The sequence below is a fragment of the Ensifer adhaerens genome (assembly GCF_020035535.1).
GTDB lineage: Bacteria > Pseudomonadota > Alphaproteobacteria > Rhizobiales > Rhizobiaceae > Ensifer.
The window spans coordinates 198,014-214,785 of sequence record NZ_CP083350.1; the positions used below are offsets into that span (position 1 = coordinate 198,014).

Sequence of the window (16,772 nt, forward strand, 5' to 3'; positions counted from 1 at the left end):
TTCTTCGCCTGCCGCCCGGCTCTGTCTCCCGCGTCAATCCAATGTGAACACCCCACCCCAGGCCCGCTCCAGCATCTTCAGCGAAGCAACCTTGGGCTGCTCGTTAAACTCGCAATAGGAGGAGATGAAATCCAGGAGGTACTTGGGATGGTAACAGGACGCCAGCATATCTCCTCTGTACTTTCGATCGTAGAAAAGGTGCAAATCATCGTCCACCAAGTCTATCGCGACCGAGCGGGCGTAGGACTCAAAGATGCGCAGATATTCATCTCGCGACGGGTTATTCACATATATCTTATATTTGAGGCGTCGCAGGCCAGCTTCGTCGGAGAGTTCCCGCGGCGGAATGTTGGTCGAGAAGACGACGAGTTCGTCGAACGGCACCTTGAACTTCTTGCCTGTGTGCAGCGTCAGGAAGTCGTAGCCGCGCTCGAGCGGAACGATCCAGCGGTTGATGAGCGCTTGAGGCCGGTCCTGCTGGCGCCCGAAATCATCGATGATGAACACGCCACCCGATGCCTTCAGATGCATGGGTGCCTCATAGGCCCGCGATGCGGGGTTATATGTGAGGTCGAGCAGATCGAGCGTGAGTTCTCCACCCGTCTTGATAACGGGCCGCCGGCATTCGACCCATCGCTGGTCGGTCTTCGCATTCGGTTTGCTCGTCGGCTCTCTCAACGCCTGGTGCGTCGCCTCGTCATAGAAGCTGATGACATAGCCACCGACCTCGATGGCGTAGGGCACCCAGACCGTCTGGATGAAGAGCTCGGAAGTCCGCTCTGCAATGCTGGTCTTGCCATTACCAGGCGGACCGTAAAGGAGAATGGATCGGCCCGAATTGACCGCCGGTCCCAGCTTCTCGACCAGTGCCGGGGACAACACCAGCCCGTCCAGGCTTCGGATGAGCCGCTCATAGGTGACGCGTTCGTGATGGATGGACTGCAAACCGATCTGGCGACAGAAGGCATCGAGCGACACCGGCGCCGGGCCGATATACTCCGACTGCCTCAGCGCCACCTGCGCGTAGTCCAGGCCCTTTGACGAGAGCGCGTAGCGGATGTCGGACCTGACGTCCTCACCAGCAAGCCCGCGCGCCTCGAGATAGGACAGCTTCACCAATTCCTTGATGAGCAGGTTCGTCAGCACCTTCGACAGCTTCATCCGATCGGCGAGGTGCGAAGCCGTCACCGTGTCCTGCTCGGTCGCGCATTTCGCGGCAAGCCGCAACAGGAACGACGGTTCCAGCCCGGTTTCTTCAAGGCTTAGCGGCACCACCGGCATGCGCGGATCAAGCGCGATTGCAAAGTCTTCTCGGTCTTGACTGGGCGAATACTGCATGAAGCCACACTCCTACCTAGCCACCCGGTCTCAAGCCGGTGAGCAGGCCTATGACGCGAAGGACGATGGGGACGAGTACGATGATAAGACTGACAGGGAACAGGAAAGCGCCGAGCGGCAAGAGCATTTTGATCGGCAGCGCATTGGCCTTTTCCTCTGCCCGCACGATCCGCAGATCGCGCATTTCCTTGCTGTAGACACGCAGCGTCTGCGTCACGCTCGTCCCGAGCTCCTCCGACTGACGGAAAAGCACCGCGAGCGAGCGCGCTTCGTCGATCCGCAAACGCGTGGCGAGGTTGGTGAGGGCCTCGCGCAGTCGACGCCCACCGCGCACCTCCAGCATCATGATCGACAGGTGAAGGCCAAAATCCTGGCGTTTCTGGACGAATTCCCGGGCGACGCGGTCCGCTGCCGCCTCAACGCTCATGCCTGCGTCCAGACATACAGTCAGCATATCCATGAAGTCTGGGAACAGCCGCCGATACTCCCTTTCCTTGGCGTCACCCCGCCGGTCGATGTAGATGTTCACCAGCATGAAGGTGGCGGCGGTCGCAATCATGGCGATGACCAGGATCGCAGGCCGTGACATCTGCGGAGCGAACCGATCCAAAGCCCAGGCCGCTGCGACCATGACCACGCCGCAAAGGAGTGCCCGTATCACCTGAAATACGGTCACCGCTTGGGCGCCGAAATAGCCGGCGCGGATCAGCCGGTTCTGTGTGGAGTTTGCGTTTTGGTCGCGCCGGGTAATTTCGAAATAGCGGCGGATCAGGCGGTTCTCTGCCTCTCCCAGGCCGAGAAGGGCGCCTTCGGCGAACTGGAGGTCGTCGACACCTGCCTTTGCAGTCGTCTCCGATAGGCGCACGCCAACTTCGCGTCGACGAAACACCAGCTCCGAAGTAACGCCGGCAAATATCATTACGGCGAAGAAGACGACGATGTAAATTCCGTACTCGCCCATGGCGGCCTCAGTATTCGAAGTTGACCATCTTGTAGAGAATGACGTTGCCCACGACCATAATGGCGACGAGTACCGCGACGATGGTCGTGCCATGGCCGCTTGCCCAAACCGGATCGAAGTAGGTCGGCGCCAGCGTCTTGATCAACGCGTAGAGAAGGAATGGATAGGCGGACATGAAAATCGCCGTGATCCGCCCTTCCGACGAAATCGCCTTGACCTTGGCTTTCAGCATCGTGCGATCACGCAGCGTCTTTGAAAGGTTCTGCAGGATTTCGACCAGATTGCCGCCCGTACCCGCCTGGACGCTCAAGGCGATTGCCAAAAGATTGAGATCTTCCGCGCCGACGCGGATGCTCAGATTTACCAGCGCGTCATCCAGGGTGGTGCCGTAAGTCAACTCGTCGGAGAGCAGGCCAAATTCCGTCCCGACCGGATCGGGCAGTTCGCGCGCCACGAGGGAAATCGCTGCCGGCAGCGGGTGACCTGCGGACAGGCTGCGATTGGCAACGTCGAGTGCTTCAGGAAGCTTGAGGGTAAATTTGCGGATCCGGTTGGCCCGAGTCCGCCAGACGACAATGACTGGAAAGAGAAAGCAGATCACCAGGAAGACGAATATCTGGACCAGGATGCCAGGAAGCAGGAACCTGACCGCAAGCCAGACCAGCACCGCACCGGCGATCCCATAGAGCGCAAAACGCTGCGCGTCGAACTTGATGCCTGACTGCGTATAGAACTGCCGGACGCGCTGGACGAGCGGCAGGGATCGCCATTCGGCGTCGACGCCACGCGCTTTCAGCATTGCGCGGTAGGTCTTGAGGTGGTCCTCGCTCGCATCGAGCAGGCCCAGCCGATCATTGACGGCGCGCTGGCGCTCGGTCTTCCGGAAGTAGCTGCGCAACAGCGCCTCGACGGAAACCAGCGATGCGACGAAGACTGCGGCGTAGAGGAGCGGCAGGGTCACGGTTCAATCACCCCCGTTTGCAATGGTCTTCCCGGATCGAATATCGCCGCAGGAAGCATGATCCCGAGCTGCGCGAATTCCTCGACGAAGCGCGGTCGAAGGCCGGTGGCGCGAAACTCCCCGTGGATGCGGCCGTTCTCGTCGGTGGCAGTTCGCCTGAACCGCATGATCTCCTGCATCTGCACGACCTCGCCTTCCATGCCGGTTATCTCGGAGATCGAAACCACTTTGCGGCTGCCGTCACTCAAACGTTGAACCTGAACAATGATGGTGATTGCCGAGGCTATCTGCGAGCGGATGCTTTGTTGCGACATGGGCATGCCCGCCATACCGACCATCTGCTCAAGCCGGCCGACCGCATCGCGCGGCGTGTTGGCGTGAATGGTCGTCATCGAGCCTTCGTGGCCGGTGTTCATCGCCTGCAGCATGTCGAAGGCCTCTTCGCCGCGGACTTCGCCGACGATGATGCGGTCAGGCCGCATGCGCAGCGCATTCTTCAGGAGCTCGCGCTGGCGCACTTCGTTGCGTCCGTCGAGGGTCGGCGGTCGCGTTTCCAACCGTCCGACATGTGGTTGCTGCAGCTGCAATTCGGCCGCGTCCTCGATGGTGATCAGGCGTTCGTTGGCCGATATCTGCGAAGACAGGGCGTTAAGCAGGGTCGTTTTGCCCGAGCCGGTACCTCCGGAAACGACCATCGACACCCTGCCCTTGACGGCGGCGCTCAGCAGGATCCGCATCGCATTGGCCATGGCGCCATACTCGACCAGACGCTCAAGCGTCAGCGGCTTGCGGGTGAATTTGCGGATCGAGACGAGCGGTCCGTCGACCGAGATCGGCCGGATGGCAACGTTGACGCGCGATCCGTCCTTCAAGCGAGCGTCGACCAGCGGCGTTGCTTCATCGACACGGCGCCCGACAGCGGAGACGATCTTGTTGATCACCCGCAGCAGGTGATCTTCGTCCTTGAAACGCACCGCCGTGCTTTCGAGCTTCCCCCGCCTTTCGACGTAGACGCTGTTGTAGCCGTTGATCAGAATATCGGCGATCGAGTCGTCAGCCAGCAACGGCTCGATGGGCCCGAGCCCGAGCATCTCGTCGGTGATGTCGCGGATCAGGTCGCTGATTTCCTTCGCATTGAGCGGGAAATTGTTGCGTCGGATGTAGTCCTTGACCAGCGGCCTGATTTCGGTGGCGATTTCCTCGTCGTCCATCGTGTCGAGAATGCCGAGATTGATGCGATCGAGCAGGTAGCGATGCAGATTGACCCGCTCCGCCACCATGTCGAGCCCGAGCGACTCCTCGAGCCCCGCGCTACCGGCGGCCTCCGCGCTGGGCATCGAGGCCGCTACCGCCGCGGGCATCGAGGTGGGCTCGGGAGACTCCCGAACGTTTTCGTCCGGCTGCTGCTTGTAGAAACGTCCAATGAACCCGGTTGCCATTGCTTCCCACCCTGTTCGGCTATTCGACGATCACCGTCGCTCCGACCCTCACCCGCTCGTAGAGATCGATGATGTCGGCGTTGCTCATGCGGAAACAGCCGGAGGAGGCGAATTGCCCGACCGTCGACTGCTCATTCGTTCCATGGATGCGATAAAGCGTGTCGGCTTTGCCCCGGTAGAGATAGATGCCGCGGGCCCCGAGGGGATTGAATGGGCCGGGAGGCACCAGTTCCGGCAGTTCCGGTGCGCGTGCCTTCATCTCGGCCGGCGGCCGCCAGTCGGGCCATTCGGCCTTTCTCCCCACCTTCACCACGCCGCTCCAACGGAAGCCGTCGCGGCCGACCCCGATCCGATAACGGATCGCGCGGTTACCGGAGATGACGAGGTCCAGCGTCCTTGCCTCGCTGGCAACGACGATCGTACCGGCCGGGTAGGTTTTGTCGATCGATACGACCGTGCTCGTTTTCGGTCCAAGACTGCGTGGTACCGTTCCGCCAGCTGCCATGGCCTGCGGCGCGATTGCAAGGACACCGAAAAGCGATACGGCCGGCATCCACCGAAGGAGCCTGGCGACGCCGTCGCCTCGCCCTCGTGATCCGATGCTGGCGCGTAGGAATGCCCTCATCTGACGAGCGCCCCAAGCTTGCCAACGGCACCACAGAATGGAGAGCGAGAATTGACCTCGTGGGGCAGGACGCCGCGGTTTACCGCCTCGCTCAGCGTATCCCAATCGTACGGAATGATGTGCGCGTGGGTGTCCTTGAATACCTTGTCGACCTGCTCGCGGCGCACGCCAAGGCTAAAGAGCTTGGTGCGGTATTTGTTGATCACGACCTGAATGCCATCCGCACCGCCACGCAGGCGTACGAGACGAGCAAATAGATCCTTGGCCTGATGGAGCGATGGGATTGTCATTTCAGTGACGATGGAAATGCTGTTGACTGAGGCGAGTACATCGCTCTTCCAGGGCGTTTCATAGTAAGGCACGTCGATGACCATGTGGTCGCTCTCGAAAGCCGCGACATCAAGCATTCGCAACGCCAGTTCGGCGCCCTTCGGTTCCAGCAAGATGGAGGGTTGCTTGAACGACAGCAGCGTGAACCCGGCCGAATGCCGCTTGCGAACGAGATCGATAAATTCGAGGTCGACACGCCCTGGGTTCGCGACAACGGCCTTCAGGTCGTAGTCGTTGACGAGATTGAGGTAGTAGCCGAGCGACCCGGAAGAAAAGTCCAGATCGAAGAGGCCAACGCGCGGCGCCACGCCTTTCGTCGGCTGCGCCAATATTTGTGCCAGCGAGGATGAAATCACGCTCGCCCCGGCACCACCAACTGCAGCGACGATCGCGTGCACCCGGCTCTCATTGCCGCTGACGCCCGGCGCATGCGTCGAGATCATGTCGATCAGAGCGCGGCGCTCTAGTGGCTTTTTCAGCCAATCGTCTCCGTTCAGGCGAAATAGCAGCCGCATCAGTTCATCGGAAAGAACTTCGGATACGACGACCATTGGAACGTTGCGGTGTTTGGCGCGGAACTGAGTGGTCTCTGGGCGGGAAAGAACCTCGCCATTATCGACATCAAGCACGATCAAGTTGAACTGTGTCGGATCGACCTTCCCGGCTTCACCAAGTGCGTTCAACGACATATGGTGCGCTTCATAGCGCGACAGCGACCCGAACGTATCCAGCATGAGGCTCGCCGCCGCCGCATCGTCGGAGAGAACGAGGATCTTTATGGTCGTTGTAAAGTTCATGTGTGCGGTCATCTCGCTTCCCCACGCAGAATTGAAGGGCTCAGCAGCTTGAACATGTCTTGAGGTCTTCCGTCGTCAGCGTCACCGGATGGGCAGGAACTTCGATCCGATTTAACCCCAGCAAAGCGCCGAGAAGCGGCAGATCGAATGTGACGCCGCGCACTTCCAGGCGCATGGTCAGCACAGGCCCGTTCGGCCGTCCCCAATATCCCAGGCCGGAGCGTTGATAGGTGACGACGACGTTTGCCGGCTGGATACGCCAGTTGATGTCGCAAATGCCTGGGTTGGGGTCACCCGCCACCCCACAGACGCCGTCGCTGCCCATGACAATCCGGGTTAATGCCGCGCTGCAATTTGCGAGATTCGGTCCGCAGCTCGACGATATCGTCGCATCATTCGGCGTCGCATCGCCATTATAGAGAGGGTTGTTGTTGTCTGTCGGAAAAACGGCGGCGAAGTTGTTCGTCAGCGGATCTGAGACGGCTGCGAGACGGGCGCCTGCCTGCAGGGCCTTGACCGTCTGGTTCCATTGCGACATGGCATAACCGAACTCAACGAGCGCCGAAATCGCCAGAAGCACGAGCGGCAGCGATATCAATCCTTCGGTCAGCGTCACACCGCGCTGGTCTTGCCAGAAGGAAATGGGCGATCGAAGGCTTACCATCCGATGTACCTCTCTTGGTGAGAGGAGCGGATTGTGATCGCCTCGATGCCGAGCCAGGAAAAAATAGGCGAACTCCGGTAGACATGTGCCGTCTGGACGGTAATCGTGCCGTTCGCGTCCACTGGAGTAATTGTGATGTTGGTGAGAGCCGGCCCCCAACCGGGTACACGTAGCGCAGCGTTTGCGACCGGGGTTTGTGTTCCATAGAAAGCAATCAGCTTGGCAGTCGTCGTATCGCACGTTGCGTCGTACGTTCCCGAATCCGGTCGGCATCGAGCGAGGTAGCGGCCGGCGTCCCTCAGACCGGCGTCGATCTGCATCCGTTCCCAGAAGATATTGCCGAACTCCAGGATACCGGCAGCAAAGAGGGTAACGAAAGGTATGGCAACCAACGCTTCGGTCAGCACGGCTCCATCATCGCTGTGGCGGAAACGATTAAGGACAGAGTTTCGCAGCGCGATCATCATCTGACCAACTCCGCTTCTTCGCGGAGGAACTCGTCAAGGGTGCCGCGCCCGCCCTTGCCGCTGATGTCGATCATTTCCAGCGAGATATAGCGCTCATTGCTTTCCTTGACAGCGGGCTTTGTCAGGAACATGCGCGCAAAGGCGATCGCCTTCGTCGCCTTGTGGCCATTCAGATGCCCAACCGACTTCTCGTAACCGCAATTGACGATCGCGGAAAAGATCTCGCGTCGATCGCCGTATTCATCGGCCGTGTAGTTCGAAAGCGCCGGCCCCGAGTAGCATTGTCCGCCGGTTCCAGGGGTGCCCTTCTCGCCGCTCGCCGAAGCATGGCTGATCAGCGACGGGTTGTTGAGCTCATAGCGATAAACATCGTATGCGGACGGGCGGCTCGGCAGCCCTGTGGCGCCACTGGGATAGCTCGAATAGTTGCTGAGAACGGCGGTGACGGACGGGGCCGAGCCACCCTGCGCAACGTTCCAATAGGTATTGTAATTCCAGTTGTTGCCCGTGCTGATCTTGCCCCCGCCCATCGCTGTCATGGTCGCGCCGTAGCCGAGCGGCACCGCCTTGGTGACGTCTCCGATCGCGCCTCCGGATGTGACCGGGTTGTACGTGTCGCAAGTCTTGTTGGCGTTGCCCGTCTGGCTCTGCGCAGAGCGCACGTTTTGCGCCGGGCGATAGCGGGCGTCGTTGCTCACCTTGTTGAACGACGAGGAATAGAAACCAAAGCGGGTGTTCACGCCGTCCTCAACAGGCCCAGCCTTGGCGCCGGTCTCAGTGTCGAGGTTATCCTTGGTGTAGCACGTTCCGGGGTTACCCGTCGCCAGGGCATCGGCCAGCACGGATGCACCATTGCCCAAAGGGGTCCTCAGGAAACCGAAGTTGCCCGGCCCGGGACTGGAAGACGATGTACTGTGCAGCTCGATCTGGGTGCCATAGAGATCGCCGGCCGCAAATTTGGTGTGCAACTGTTCGGCCGCCTGCTCGCTGACAGTCGCGCTGCTGTTGCCGGCCGGCTCATAAGGATTGCAGATGAAGATTGGTGTCACGTCGCAGGCGCTGACCCGGTACGCTGCCACAGCGTCGGCCGACACGTTGATTGTAGAGCGTGTGACACCGACGGGCAGCGGGAAGATCGTCTGCATCGCCTGGTTCTTGGCGGTGACCCAGGCATAGCCGGCGTCGTTCGGATTCGTCGTGATCATTGCCGCCGTTATAGGGTCGTCGTCGTCGCCTGCGAACGTGCCGTCTCCGGGGATGCCCTTGAGAAACCTGACGGTCACCGTACTGGCAGTATCGTCCCCGGCCTTGTAAGCAACCGTGATGTACGAACCGAGCGACATGCCACTGCCGCCGTTACCGAAGGCGGCAGTATTGGCAAGCTTTTCGATTGCGGCCTGCGCCCGCGTGATCGAATCGTCACGGCCGTCAAGTTCTCGGGCCCCCGTCAGAGCCATGGCATCGACCGCGCTTTGAAGATCCGTATGGAGATTGGCGCTGCGGCCAACGTCGATGACGATGAGAGAGACACCGAGCAACAACGGCATGGCAATGAGCGTCAACGCAATGACGTAGCCTCGTCGGTCTTCCCAAAACCTCTTGATCGTTCTGTGTAGCATAGACACGCCTCTCCGATCGCGGCGGCTCACCGTCGTGACACTTTGTTCCTATTGCATTCCTTTCAGGGGCCTTCCCCGCCTGCCTGCCATGCCATCACGGTCACTGTGCCGTGCCGCTATAACCGTTCGTAGCCATGGGCGGTGTTGCCGTCGGCAGGATCACTGCCGTTGGCATAGCGGCACCTGGGCTCGCGCCGGCGCCGTTATAGTTCCGCATGACCTTGTCGATCGACTTGCCGTCCATGGCGATCCGCGTGTTCTGCGCCACCCTCGGGAAAGGATCCTGAATATGGATGGCTTTATTGGCCTCCATGGCATTGCCGGCCCCAAAGGTGATGGTATCCCGGTGGTTCATGTAGTCGGCGCAGCCCGAAACGAGGCTGGTTGCCGCCAGAACCAGAACCAGAGGCGCGCGCTTACTTTTTAACAACAGCAACGACGCCTCCCGTATCGAGATCAAGCCTGTGGCCATAGGGACCGGTGACGCCTTCGCCATTGCGGAACCGACGAAGCATGTCTTTGTCGACTTCCAAAACACCGAGAGCAAAAAGCTCCGCATCGTTGGACGAACGCGTCTGGTCGAGCGGGCTGTAGAGCGCCTCACCCGGCGCCGCCGGGCGAACGATATGCGGGGTTACGACGATCACAAGGTCGGACTCCCGTTTCAGGAAACTCGTCGAGCGGAACAGGGCTCCGATCACCGGCAACTGCCCCAAGCCCGGCAATTGCTGGATATCTTTCGAGTTGACCGACTGCAGCAGGCCCGCCAATGCGAAACTTTGACCATCACGTAGCGCCACGGTCGTCTTCGCGGCGCGTGAGATGAAGCCGGGATTGCCGTTGACGTTGATCGATGTATCGATTTCGGAGACTTCCGGCTCGACCTTGAGACTGATGAGCCCCCCGTCGAGCACAACTGGCGTAAAGGTCAGCCGTACGCCGAAAGGACGGTAATCGGTCTGCGTCGCCAGTGTCGCGCCGTTTGCCACGGTCGTCTGGATCGGCACTTCACCACCGGCGTGAAAGCTTGCGGTCTCGCCGCTCATCGCAATCAGGTTCGGTTGGGCAAGTCGCCGCACCAGTCCCTTTTGCTCCAACGCATTGATGACGACATCGATCTGGCCGCCGGAAATCTCAAGGACTTTGGCGATCAACTGTCCGAACGGTTGCATGCCGGTTGCCGCGCCGGCGGCATCCGTAAGGGTGCGGACGAGTGAACCGTCCTTGACGTCGATCCCCTGACTGGTGGTCGCCTTGCCGATACCGTTTCGGCCGTGCCCAGACCAGCCGATACCCAGGTCGCGTCCGGTTTGGCGCGAGGCCTCGATTACCCGAACCTCGAGCATGACTTGCTGGGAATCATTGACACGCAACTGGTTGAGAACGGCCTGGTCCGAATAGGACTGCGCAATCTCCAAGACGCGTTGTAGCTCCGTCGCATCCCTCACCACGCCGGTCAGGCGTATGCGATCATTCGAATTGATCACCCGAACCTGTGACCCTGGCGAAGCCGCTCGAATGGCTGACGCCACCTCGGTGAAGTCGCTGGCGACACGGATGTCGATGACGCCCAGCAGTTTCTTGTCGTCGCCATAGACCGAGATGTTTGTGGCCCCGGTCTTTTTGCCGCGAATGAAGAGAGACTTATCGGAAAGCGGTACGACATCGATAAGGTCGGCACTACCAATTACGAGATCCCCGAACGCTTTGCCGGTGGTGATCGTCAGCGTATCGTTCGGCGGTAGTACGACATGTTGAACCGATCCGCCGAGAGTGACGAATTTTTCCTGCGCCGCCGCCGAACCGACTAGGACAGGCCCAAAAAAGGCGCTGCCCGAAATAATCGCGACCGTCGCTGCCAGGATCCTGCGTCTTGCCGCGTGTCTTATGCTTACCCTCATTCCCGCCAAAGCCCCCTCTCCTCGAAGCTGGCCCTGCCCCTCATCCAGGGCAGGTTAATTTCCAAGTTCCTGGATCTGCCCAACCCGGTATTCGTCCCGTTTAGTTGCGCTCCAGACGCCGACGGTTGCCCACTTCGGTTCTACCTGCAAGACCGGCTCGACACTGCGCTCCACGATTTGCACCTGTTTTTCGCCCTTGGGTGCATTCAATTTGCTTTCGACGGAGTTGATCCTGCCATTGAGGTCCTCGCCAACCTTGCGAACCATGCCTTCGATCAGGTCCAGTCGGCCGTCGTCGGCATTCTGCGTGAATTCGGCAGCCATAGGTCCACCGCCCAAATCCGCCACCGTGACCGGCCTGGTCTGCTCGACTGAAGCAGAAGCGATATTGCGGAGTGCGAGCGAGAGAGTGCCTATATTGGTGCCCAGCGTCAGACGTTGCGCCTCGTCGGTCGTCACTTCGAACGTGACGGTTTTCACCACCGACGGCTCGTCCTTGCGCTCGTCGGCTGTCTGGTCGACGGCAAGTACTTTTACACCCTGCAGCAGCACATCCACCGAGGTCTGCTCGTTGCCGTTCTTGGGGTCACGGATGACACGGGTCAGGAGTACGTCAACCCGGTCCGAGGGGCGAACGAAGCCCGCAACGCCGAGCACGTCGTTGACGCGAATGGAAACCGCCTTCATCCCTTGGTCGAGGGCCGCCGACAGGGTGGCGCGCTCACCGGCGCCGGTAATCTTTGAAGTCAGCACCGGCTCGCCCGGATCGATCGCTTCCATCGCATATCGCGGCTCATCCTTGTCCCCGAGCACCGCCTGGATCGCATCGAAGGAGCCGTCCGGTCTTTCATCTGATGGCCACGGAATGGCCTTCAGGTTCTCGGGTCGCACCCGGTCACCGAAACGCATTGCCTTGGCGGCAACGACGAGAGTTTTTTCCGATTGTTTGACGCCACCGTTCGCGGCAAGACGTGCCCGCTCTCCAGCAAGATAGGTGCGTGTGGCAAAGACCGCAGCAATGGCAAGAACAAAGGCGATTGCGAGACTAAGGATCGTTGAAAAACGCATTGCCGATACTCACAAATCCGAAAATCAACTCATGCTGAAATGCTAATTTAGAAGAGAGGGGTTAATAAACCCCCCTCCTCTTGGGCGATGTCATGCAGCCGGAGGAGGAGCACTGACGGTAGTAGTCCACCAGGTCCCCCATGAAGTCCACGCGGCACTGAGGTTCGTTCCTGCGGCACCTACTGCCAAGATCGCACCGCCGATAAGCAGGCCGAGCAGAATCAGGTATTCAGTCAGCGCTACGCCTTCTTCTTCCCGCGCGAAAGCGCGTACTTCAGACAAAACAGCTTTCATCGAGAATTACCTCCAAATATTCTTGGAATGCGGGACCGTTTATTTTATCCGGCCCCCCGCATGTCATCGAGACCGCCTCTCCGACTAAGTTGATTAATAATCCCTTAATTATTATATCGTCAACTTCTAATACGGCGTGGAACGAAACAACTCCAGGGTATGGTTAAAATCATAAACCCGCGGATTTTAAGGGCATTTTAGTTGAATTTTATATGATCGTGACATCCCGTAATATTTGTTGAGTTTTCCCGCCCACAAGTGATTACGTCGTACGCAGTACAGCTCGCTAACTCCGGATGAGACCTGCGCTCTATCAAGTCGAGGAAACATGATTGAAGTATTCAACATAATCCCGTGGACTGCCGGACTGGTTTTTCTCTATGCGGCCTGGAGTGACTTTCAGCGCTGGCGCATACCGAACGGCGCTGTTCTCGCCCTCATCGCAGTCTATGCGCTTGGCGCTGCACTGAAGCTACTTGTTGTAGAGGATGTCGGCGCCACGCTCTTCTCGCTCAGCGGCATTGGAGGCGATGTCGGAGCTGGCTTACTCCTCTTCACGCTCGGGGTCGTACTTTGGGCTTTTCGGCTGTTCGGCGCCGGCGACGCCAAACTGTTCCTGCCGATTGGGCTCTTCGTCGGCTGGCACGGCATGCTCCCCTTCGCCATCTTCCTGCTGATCGGAGGCATCTTGACCATGCTGGCCCTGAAAGTGCCGATGCCTCTGGCATTCGCGCATTATGCCGTGGCCATGCGCATCGAGGAGATTCGTGTCAGCCGCAAGATTCCCTATGGCGTCATCATGGTGCTTGCCACGCTTGTCACGATGGCCTTTGGAGGCCACCAGGCCTAGACGAGGCGGCCAGTTTCGCGAAACGCGAGACGCGATAGGGGTGTTTCGGACGCAAGTGCGCCGAGAGCGACGAATGCAGTCGACTTTACGCGAGAGCCCACGGGTGCCTTCTTCCGAGGTAATTCATTCCCGTGCCGTCCCGACGACAGATCATACCTTCGGTGGCAAACCGCGTAGGAACAGCAGGCATTGCACCAACTGGGAGGCGGCCTCCTGCGCGAAGACAAGCCCACGTTCGTCCTTCTCGCGCGCCATGAGATCGAGATAACAGTCAAGGATGATGCCACAAACGACGGCTGGGCGTTCGAACGCTGCCTGAGAAAACCCGTCAACATTGGGCTTGAAAACCACGCGCAGGTCGCGACATTGCCCGAGGCGTTCTTTTGCTTCATCTGCAAAGCGCGTGAGTTCCCGTGCGTCGGCGATATCCCGCAGGCCCGACAACTGCACGTGGAGCCGGTGCTCGAGATCTTCAAGCGTCACGCCGGCTTCCGATGAGGCATCCTGGCGCGCGTGATGAAAAGCCGACCGCCGTTCGCGCCGCAACGTCGCGATGTGACCCAGCTCCTCACCGGCCATTCTTTCGGCAGCCTGCCTTATCTCCGGTGATGGCGCCCTCCCGGCAACATAGCTCCAGAATTCGAATGCCCGCTCTTCGTTTCTGACCGCGATCGAAAAGGCCCGATAGGCGCTTAGAGCTTCGGCCGGGATCAAATCGGCACCTTCCGCGTCGAAGAGATCAGACACAGACGGAGCGCCCGTCACAAATCCAGCAGCATCCAGGCCAGTTGCCCTCGACCAATCCGCGACCTGAGACAGGTGCGACTTTTCCTCGGCGACCAGCCGTTCGAAGACTGCGACCAACTCGGGTCGCCCCTCAGCGCTCATCCTGTCACGCAGCGCTTCGTATCCTTCGATCGCCTCCCGTTCCATGCGCGCGGCCGTTTGCATCAGACCTTCCATGGTGTTCAGAACCGGCGGCTCTTCAGTCAGCTTGGGCATCAAGTCTCTCCGAAATCAACGCCCGCATCCTACGGAAACAAAAATACCGTTTGTTGATCTGGCTCAATGAGCGCGCCGTGTGCGCCGCTAACTTCCGCTCGAATTCCTGGGCCGAGGATCGCGGCGCAGGATCGAAGTGAAAAACGGCCGCTGCGCCAGATGGAATGCAAATGCTGAAGAACGTCACCATCCAAAAACACGGTCTGGCCGTTTTTCTCCTATTTTTCGTGGCGGTCATTGGCGCAGCCGGCCAGGTGTTCGCCGCCAGCGACCTATCGGGATATCTCGCCAAGGTTCAGCCGACAGAGCTTTTTGCCGGCGCCGACCGTTTCGGTGAGCCCCTGGGCGAACCGGCTATCGTGCCCGTCTACAAGGGCGCGGACATAGCCGGCTACGCCTATCTCAACTCCGACTTCACTAACTCGACCGGTTACTCCGGCAAGCCCATCCATATCGTCGTCGGGATCGACAAGACCGGTGTTGTGCGCGGGCTGAAGCTCGTCGACCACAAGGAGCCGATCGTGCTGATCGGCATACCGGAAGCCCGCGTTGTCGAGGCACTGAACTCGATCATTGGCCGCGATCTTTCTCGCGTCGCCTCAGGCGCCGAGCGCCCACCTCAAGTCGACATCGTCAGCGGCGCGACCGTTACCGTTCTTGTGATGGGCGACAGCGTTGTGCGCTCTGCCGTGAAGCTGGTGCGGAGCGGCCGGCTCGGGGACAAGGCAACAACTGCAATCGCCAGCACTGCTCCGGTCAGAAAGCTCGATGCTGCGAAACAGGAGGTCCAAGACTGGCAAACCCTTCTCGGTGACGGTTCGATCCGCAGTCTCCGGCTCGACGTCGGCGAAGTGTCGGAGGCATTCCGCAGGGCCGGACACGAGGACGCAGCCGAAAAGCCGGAAACAGCCGAGCCCAAGGACCGCTTCATCGATCTCTATCTCGCACCGGTCAGCGTGCCATCCATCGGCAAAAGCCTGCTTGGCCAAGAAGGCTATGCGCGGCTCGCCAAGCGACTGAAACCGAGCCAGTCCGCCATTCTGGTCGCTGGCGACGGTGCCTATTCGTTCAAGGGATCGGGCTATGTGCGCGGCGGCATTTTCGACCGCATCGAACTGCTACAGGACGGGCAAGGTTTGCGCTTTCGCGACCGCGACCACACCCGGCTGACGCAGATTGCCGCCGATGGCGCGCCTCGCTTGCGCGAAATCGCCCTCTACATCATTCCCGACAGCTTCGCCTTTGACGTCACCGAACCGTGGGAACTGCAACTTCTGGTCCAGCGCAGCACCGGTGTGCGCGACAAGGCCACCCTGCCCTACGATCTCGGATACACGCTGCCCGAGCGCTACATGATCGTCGAGGCGGCGCCCGCTCCAGCGGTGGTTCAGCCCGCGCTCGCAGCCCCTGCGCAAGCAGCAGCGGAGCCCGGTCCGCTTGATGATGAACAGGTGCCACTCTGGGTCAGCATCTGGGAAATGAGCCGTCTCTCCATCGTCATCACCTTCGCTGGACTGCTGGTTCTGACCGCCATCTTCTTCTTCCAGAACTGGTTGGTGAGCCGACCGAAACTGTTCGGCTGGGTACGACGTGGCTACCTGCTCTTCGCCCTGGTTTGGCTGGGCTGGTACGCCAATGCGCAACTTTCGGTGGTCAATGTCCTCACCTTCGTGAATTCGCTGATCACCGGCTTTCACTGGGAGTTTTTCCTCTCCGCGCCGCTGATCTTCATTCTGTGGGCAGCGGTGGCGGCGGCACTGCTGTTTTGGGGACGCGGCCCGTTCTGCGGCTGGCTCTGCCCGTTTGGCGCCTTGCAGGAGCTTACGAACGGTATCGCCAAATGGCTGAAGGTGCCGCAGGTCAAGCTGCCCTGGGGCCTGCATGAGCGCCTCTGGCCGGTGAAATACATCATCTTTCTCGGCTTGTTCGGCCTGTCACTTTATTCGGTTGCACTGGCGGAGACCTTTGCCGAGATCGAGCCCTTCAAGACGGCGATCATCCTGAAGTTCGCGCGCGAATGGCCCTTCGTCCTCTTTGCTTTGACGCTGCTGGCTGCGGGCCTCTTCATCGAGCGGTTCTACTGCCGCTATCTCTGCCCGCTCGGCGCCGCACTCGCCATTCCTGGACGCATCCGCATGTTCGAATGGCTGAAGCGCTGGCCCGAATGCGGCTCGCCTTGCCAACGCTGCGCCAAGGAATGCCCGGTGCAGTCAATCCATCCGGAAGGGCAGATCAACGTCAACGAGTGCATCTACTGCATGCACTGCCAGGAACTCTATCAGGACGACCAACGCTGCCCGCACATGATCCAGGTGCGGTTGAAGCGAGAGAAATTCATGGCGCTCTCCACCCCGGCATCGAGGGGACAGGCGTCCACAAAAACCGTGGTTACCCACAAGGGCAAGCCGATCGGCGGCAAGGAAGAGGTCACAGGCGAGACCGCCTGAAGCCATCAT

The 16,772-nt window shown here is 59.9% G+C and carries 16 protein-coding genes; 2 read left to right on the forward strand and 14 right to left on the reverse strand.

The window, feature by feature from the left end:
- Window positions 1-33: 33 nt before the first annotated feature.
- From LAC81_RS21310 to LAC81_RS21375, 13 genes are all read right to left on the reverse strand, one after another.
- Window positions 34-1,338 carry an AAA family ATPase gene (locus LAC81_RS21310; RefSeq protein ID WP_223729203.1) on the reverse strand — a complete coding sequence of 435 codons (1,305 nt, stop codon included), beginning with the start codon at window positions 1,336-1,338 and terminating at the stop codon, window positions 34-36.
- A 16-nt stretch (window positions 1,339-1,354) separates the two neighbouring features.
- Window positions 1,355-2,299, reverse strand: a complete 945-nt coding sequence (locus LAC81_RS21315) for a type II secretion system F family protein (RefSeq protein WP_223729204.1) — start codon at window positions 2,297-2,299, stop codon at window positions 1,355-1,357.
- Between the two features lie 7 nt (window positions 2,300-2,306).
- Window positions 2,307-3,260, reverse strand: a complete 954-nt coding sequence (locus tag LAC81_RS21320) for a type II secretion system F family protein (RefSeq protein WP_223729205.1) — start codon at window positions 3,258-3,260, stop codon at window positions 2,307-2,309.
- A complete protein-coding gene (locus LAC81_RS21325) occupies window positions 3,257-4,699 on the reverse strand; it encodes a CpaF family protein (RefSeq protein ID WP_223729206.1) in 1,443 nt (480 codons plus the stop codon). Before LAC81_RS21325 ends, LAC81_RS21320 begins: the two co-directional genes overlap by 4 nt.
- 19 nt (window positions 4,700-4,718) lie before the next feature.
- Complete coding sequence (locus tag LAC81_RS21330; protein ID WP_223730420.1) at window positions 4,719-5,252, reverse strand: L,D-transpeptidase; 534 nt, start codon at window positions 5,250-5,252, stop codon at window positions 4,719-4,721.
- A 68-nt stretch (window positions 5,253-5,320) separates the two neighbouring features.
- Complete coding sequence (locus LAC81_RS21335) at window positions 5,321-6,463, reverse strand: pilus assembly protein (RefSeq protein ID WP_223729207.1); 1,143 nt, start codon at window positions 6,461-6,463, stop codon at window positions 5,321-5,323.
- Between the two features lie 28 nt (window positions 6,464-6,491).
- Window positions 6,492-7,115, reverse strand: a complete 624-nt coding sequence (locus LAC81_RS21340) for a TadE/TadG family type IV pilus assembly protein (protein ID WP_223729208.1) — start codon at window positions 7,113-7,115, stop codon at window positions 6,492-6,494.
- Window positions 7,109-7,579 carry a TadE/TadG family type IV pilus assembly protein gene (locus LAC81_RS21345; RefSeq protein ID WP_223730421.1) on the reverse strand — a complete coding sequence of 157 codons (471 nt, stop codon included), beginning with the start codon at window positions 7,577-7,579 and terminating at the stop codon, window positions 7,109-7,111. Before LAC81_RS21345 ends, LAC81_RS21340 begins: the two co-directional genes overlap by 7 nt.
- Complete coding sequence (locus LAC81_RS21350) at window positions 7,579-9,201, reverse strand: TadE/TadG family type IV pilus assembly protein (RefSeq protein ID WP_223729209.1); 1,623 nt, start codon at window positions 9,199-9,201, stop codon at window positions 7,579-7,581. The genes LAC81_RS21345 and LAC81_RS21350 overlap by 1 nt, the downstream gene beginning before the upstream one ends.
- Window positions 9,202-9,301: 100 nt before the next feature.
- Window positions 9,302-9,634 carry a pilus assembly protein gene (locus LAC81_RS21355; RefSeq protein WP_223730422.1) on the reverse strand — a complete coding sequence of 111 codons (333 nt, stop codon included), beginning with the start codon at window positions 9,632-9,634 and terminating at the stop codon, window positions 9,302-9,304.
- Window positions 9,618-11,102 carry a type II and III secretion system protein family protein gene (locus LAC81_RS21360; protein ID WP_223729210.1) on the reverse strand — a complete coding sequence of 495 codons (1,485 nt, stop codon included), beginning with the start codon at window positions 11,100-11,102 and terminating at the stop codon, window positions 9,618-9,620. Before LAC81_RS21360 ends, LAC81_RS21355 begins: the two co-directional genes overlap by 17 nt.
- A gap of 54 nt (window positions 11,103-11,156) precedes the next feature.
- A complete protein-coding gene (gene cpaB, locus LAC81_RS21370) occupies window positions 11,157-12,170 on the reverse strand; it encodes a Flp pilus assembly protein CpaB (protein WP_235693187.1) in 1,014 nt (337 codons plus the stop codon).
- A gap of 90 nt (window positions 12,171-12,260) precedes the next feature.
- Window positions 12,261-12,464: a hypothetical protein gene (locus LAC81_RS21375; protein WP_223729211.1), complete on the reverse strand. Its 204-nt coding sequence runs from the start codon at window positions 12,462-12,464 to the stop codon at window positions 12,261-12,263.
- A gap of 328 nt (window positions 12,465-12,792) precedes the next feature.
- On the opposite strand from LAC81_RS21375, the gene LAC81_RS21380 reads away from it, so the two are divergent.
- The gene (locus tag LAC81_RS21380; RefSeq protein WP_223729212.1) at window positions 12,793-13,314 is read left to right on the forward strand and encodes a prepilin peptidase; all 522 of its coding nucleotides are present in this window, start codon (window positions 12,793-12,795) and stop codon (window positions 13,312-13,314) included.
- A 150-nt stretch (window positions 13,315-13,464) separates the two neighbouring features.
- On the opposite strand, the gene LAC81_RS21385 is transcribed toward LAC81_RS21380, so the two are convergent.
- Window positions 13,465-14,247: a ferritin-like domain-containing protein gene (locus tag LAC81_RS21385; RefSeq protein ID WP_223729213.1), complete on the reverse strand. Its 783-nt coding sequence runs from the start codon at window positions 14,245-14,247 to the stop codon at window positions 13,465-13,467.
- 239 nt (window positions 14,248-14,486) lie between these two features.
- Here LAC81_RS21385 and LAC81_RS21390 point away from each other — a divergent pair, with 239 nt between their 5' ends.
- On the forward strand, window positions 14,487-16,763 hold the full coding sequence (locus LAC81_RS21390) for a NosR/NirI family protein (RefSeq protein WP_223729214.1): 2,277 nt from the start codon (window positions 14,487-14,489) through the stop codon (window positions 16,761-16,763).
- Window positions 16,764-16,772 lie beyond the last annotated feature (9 nt).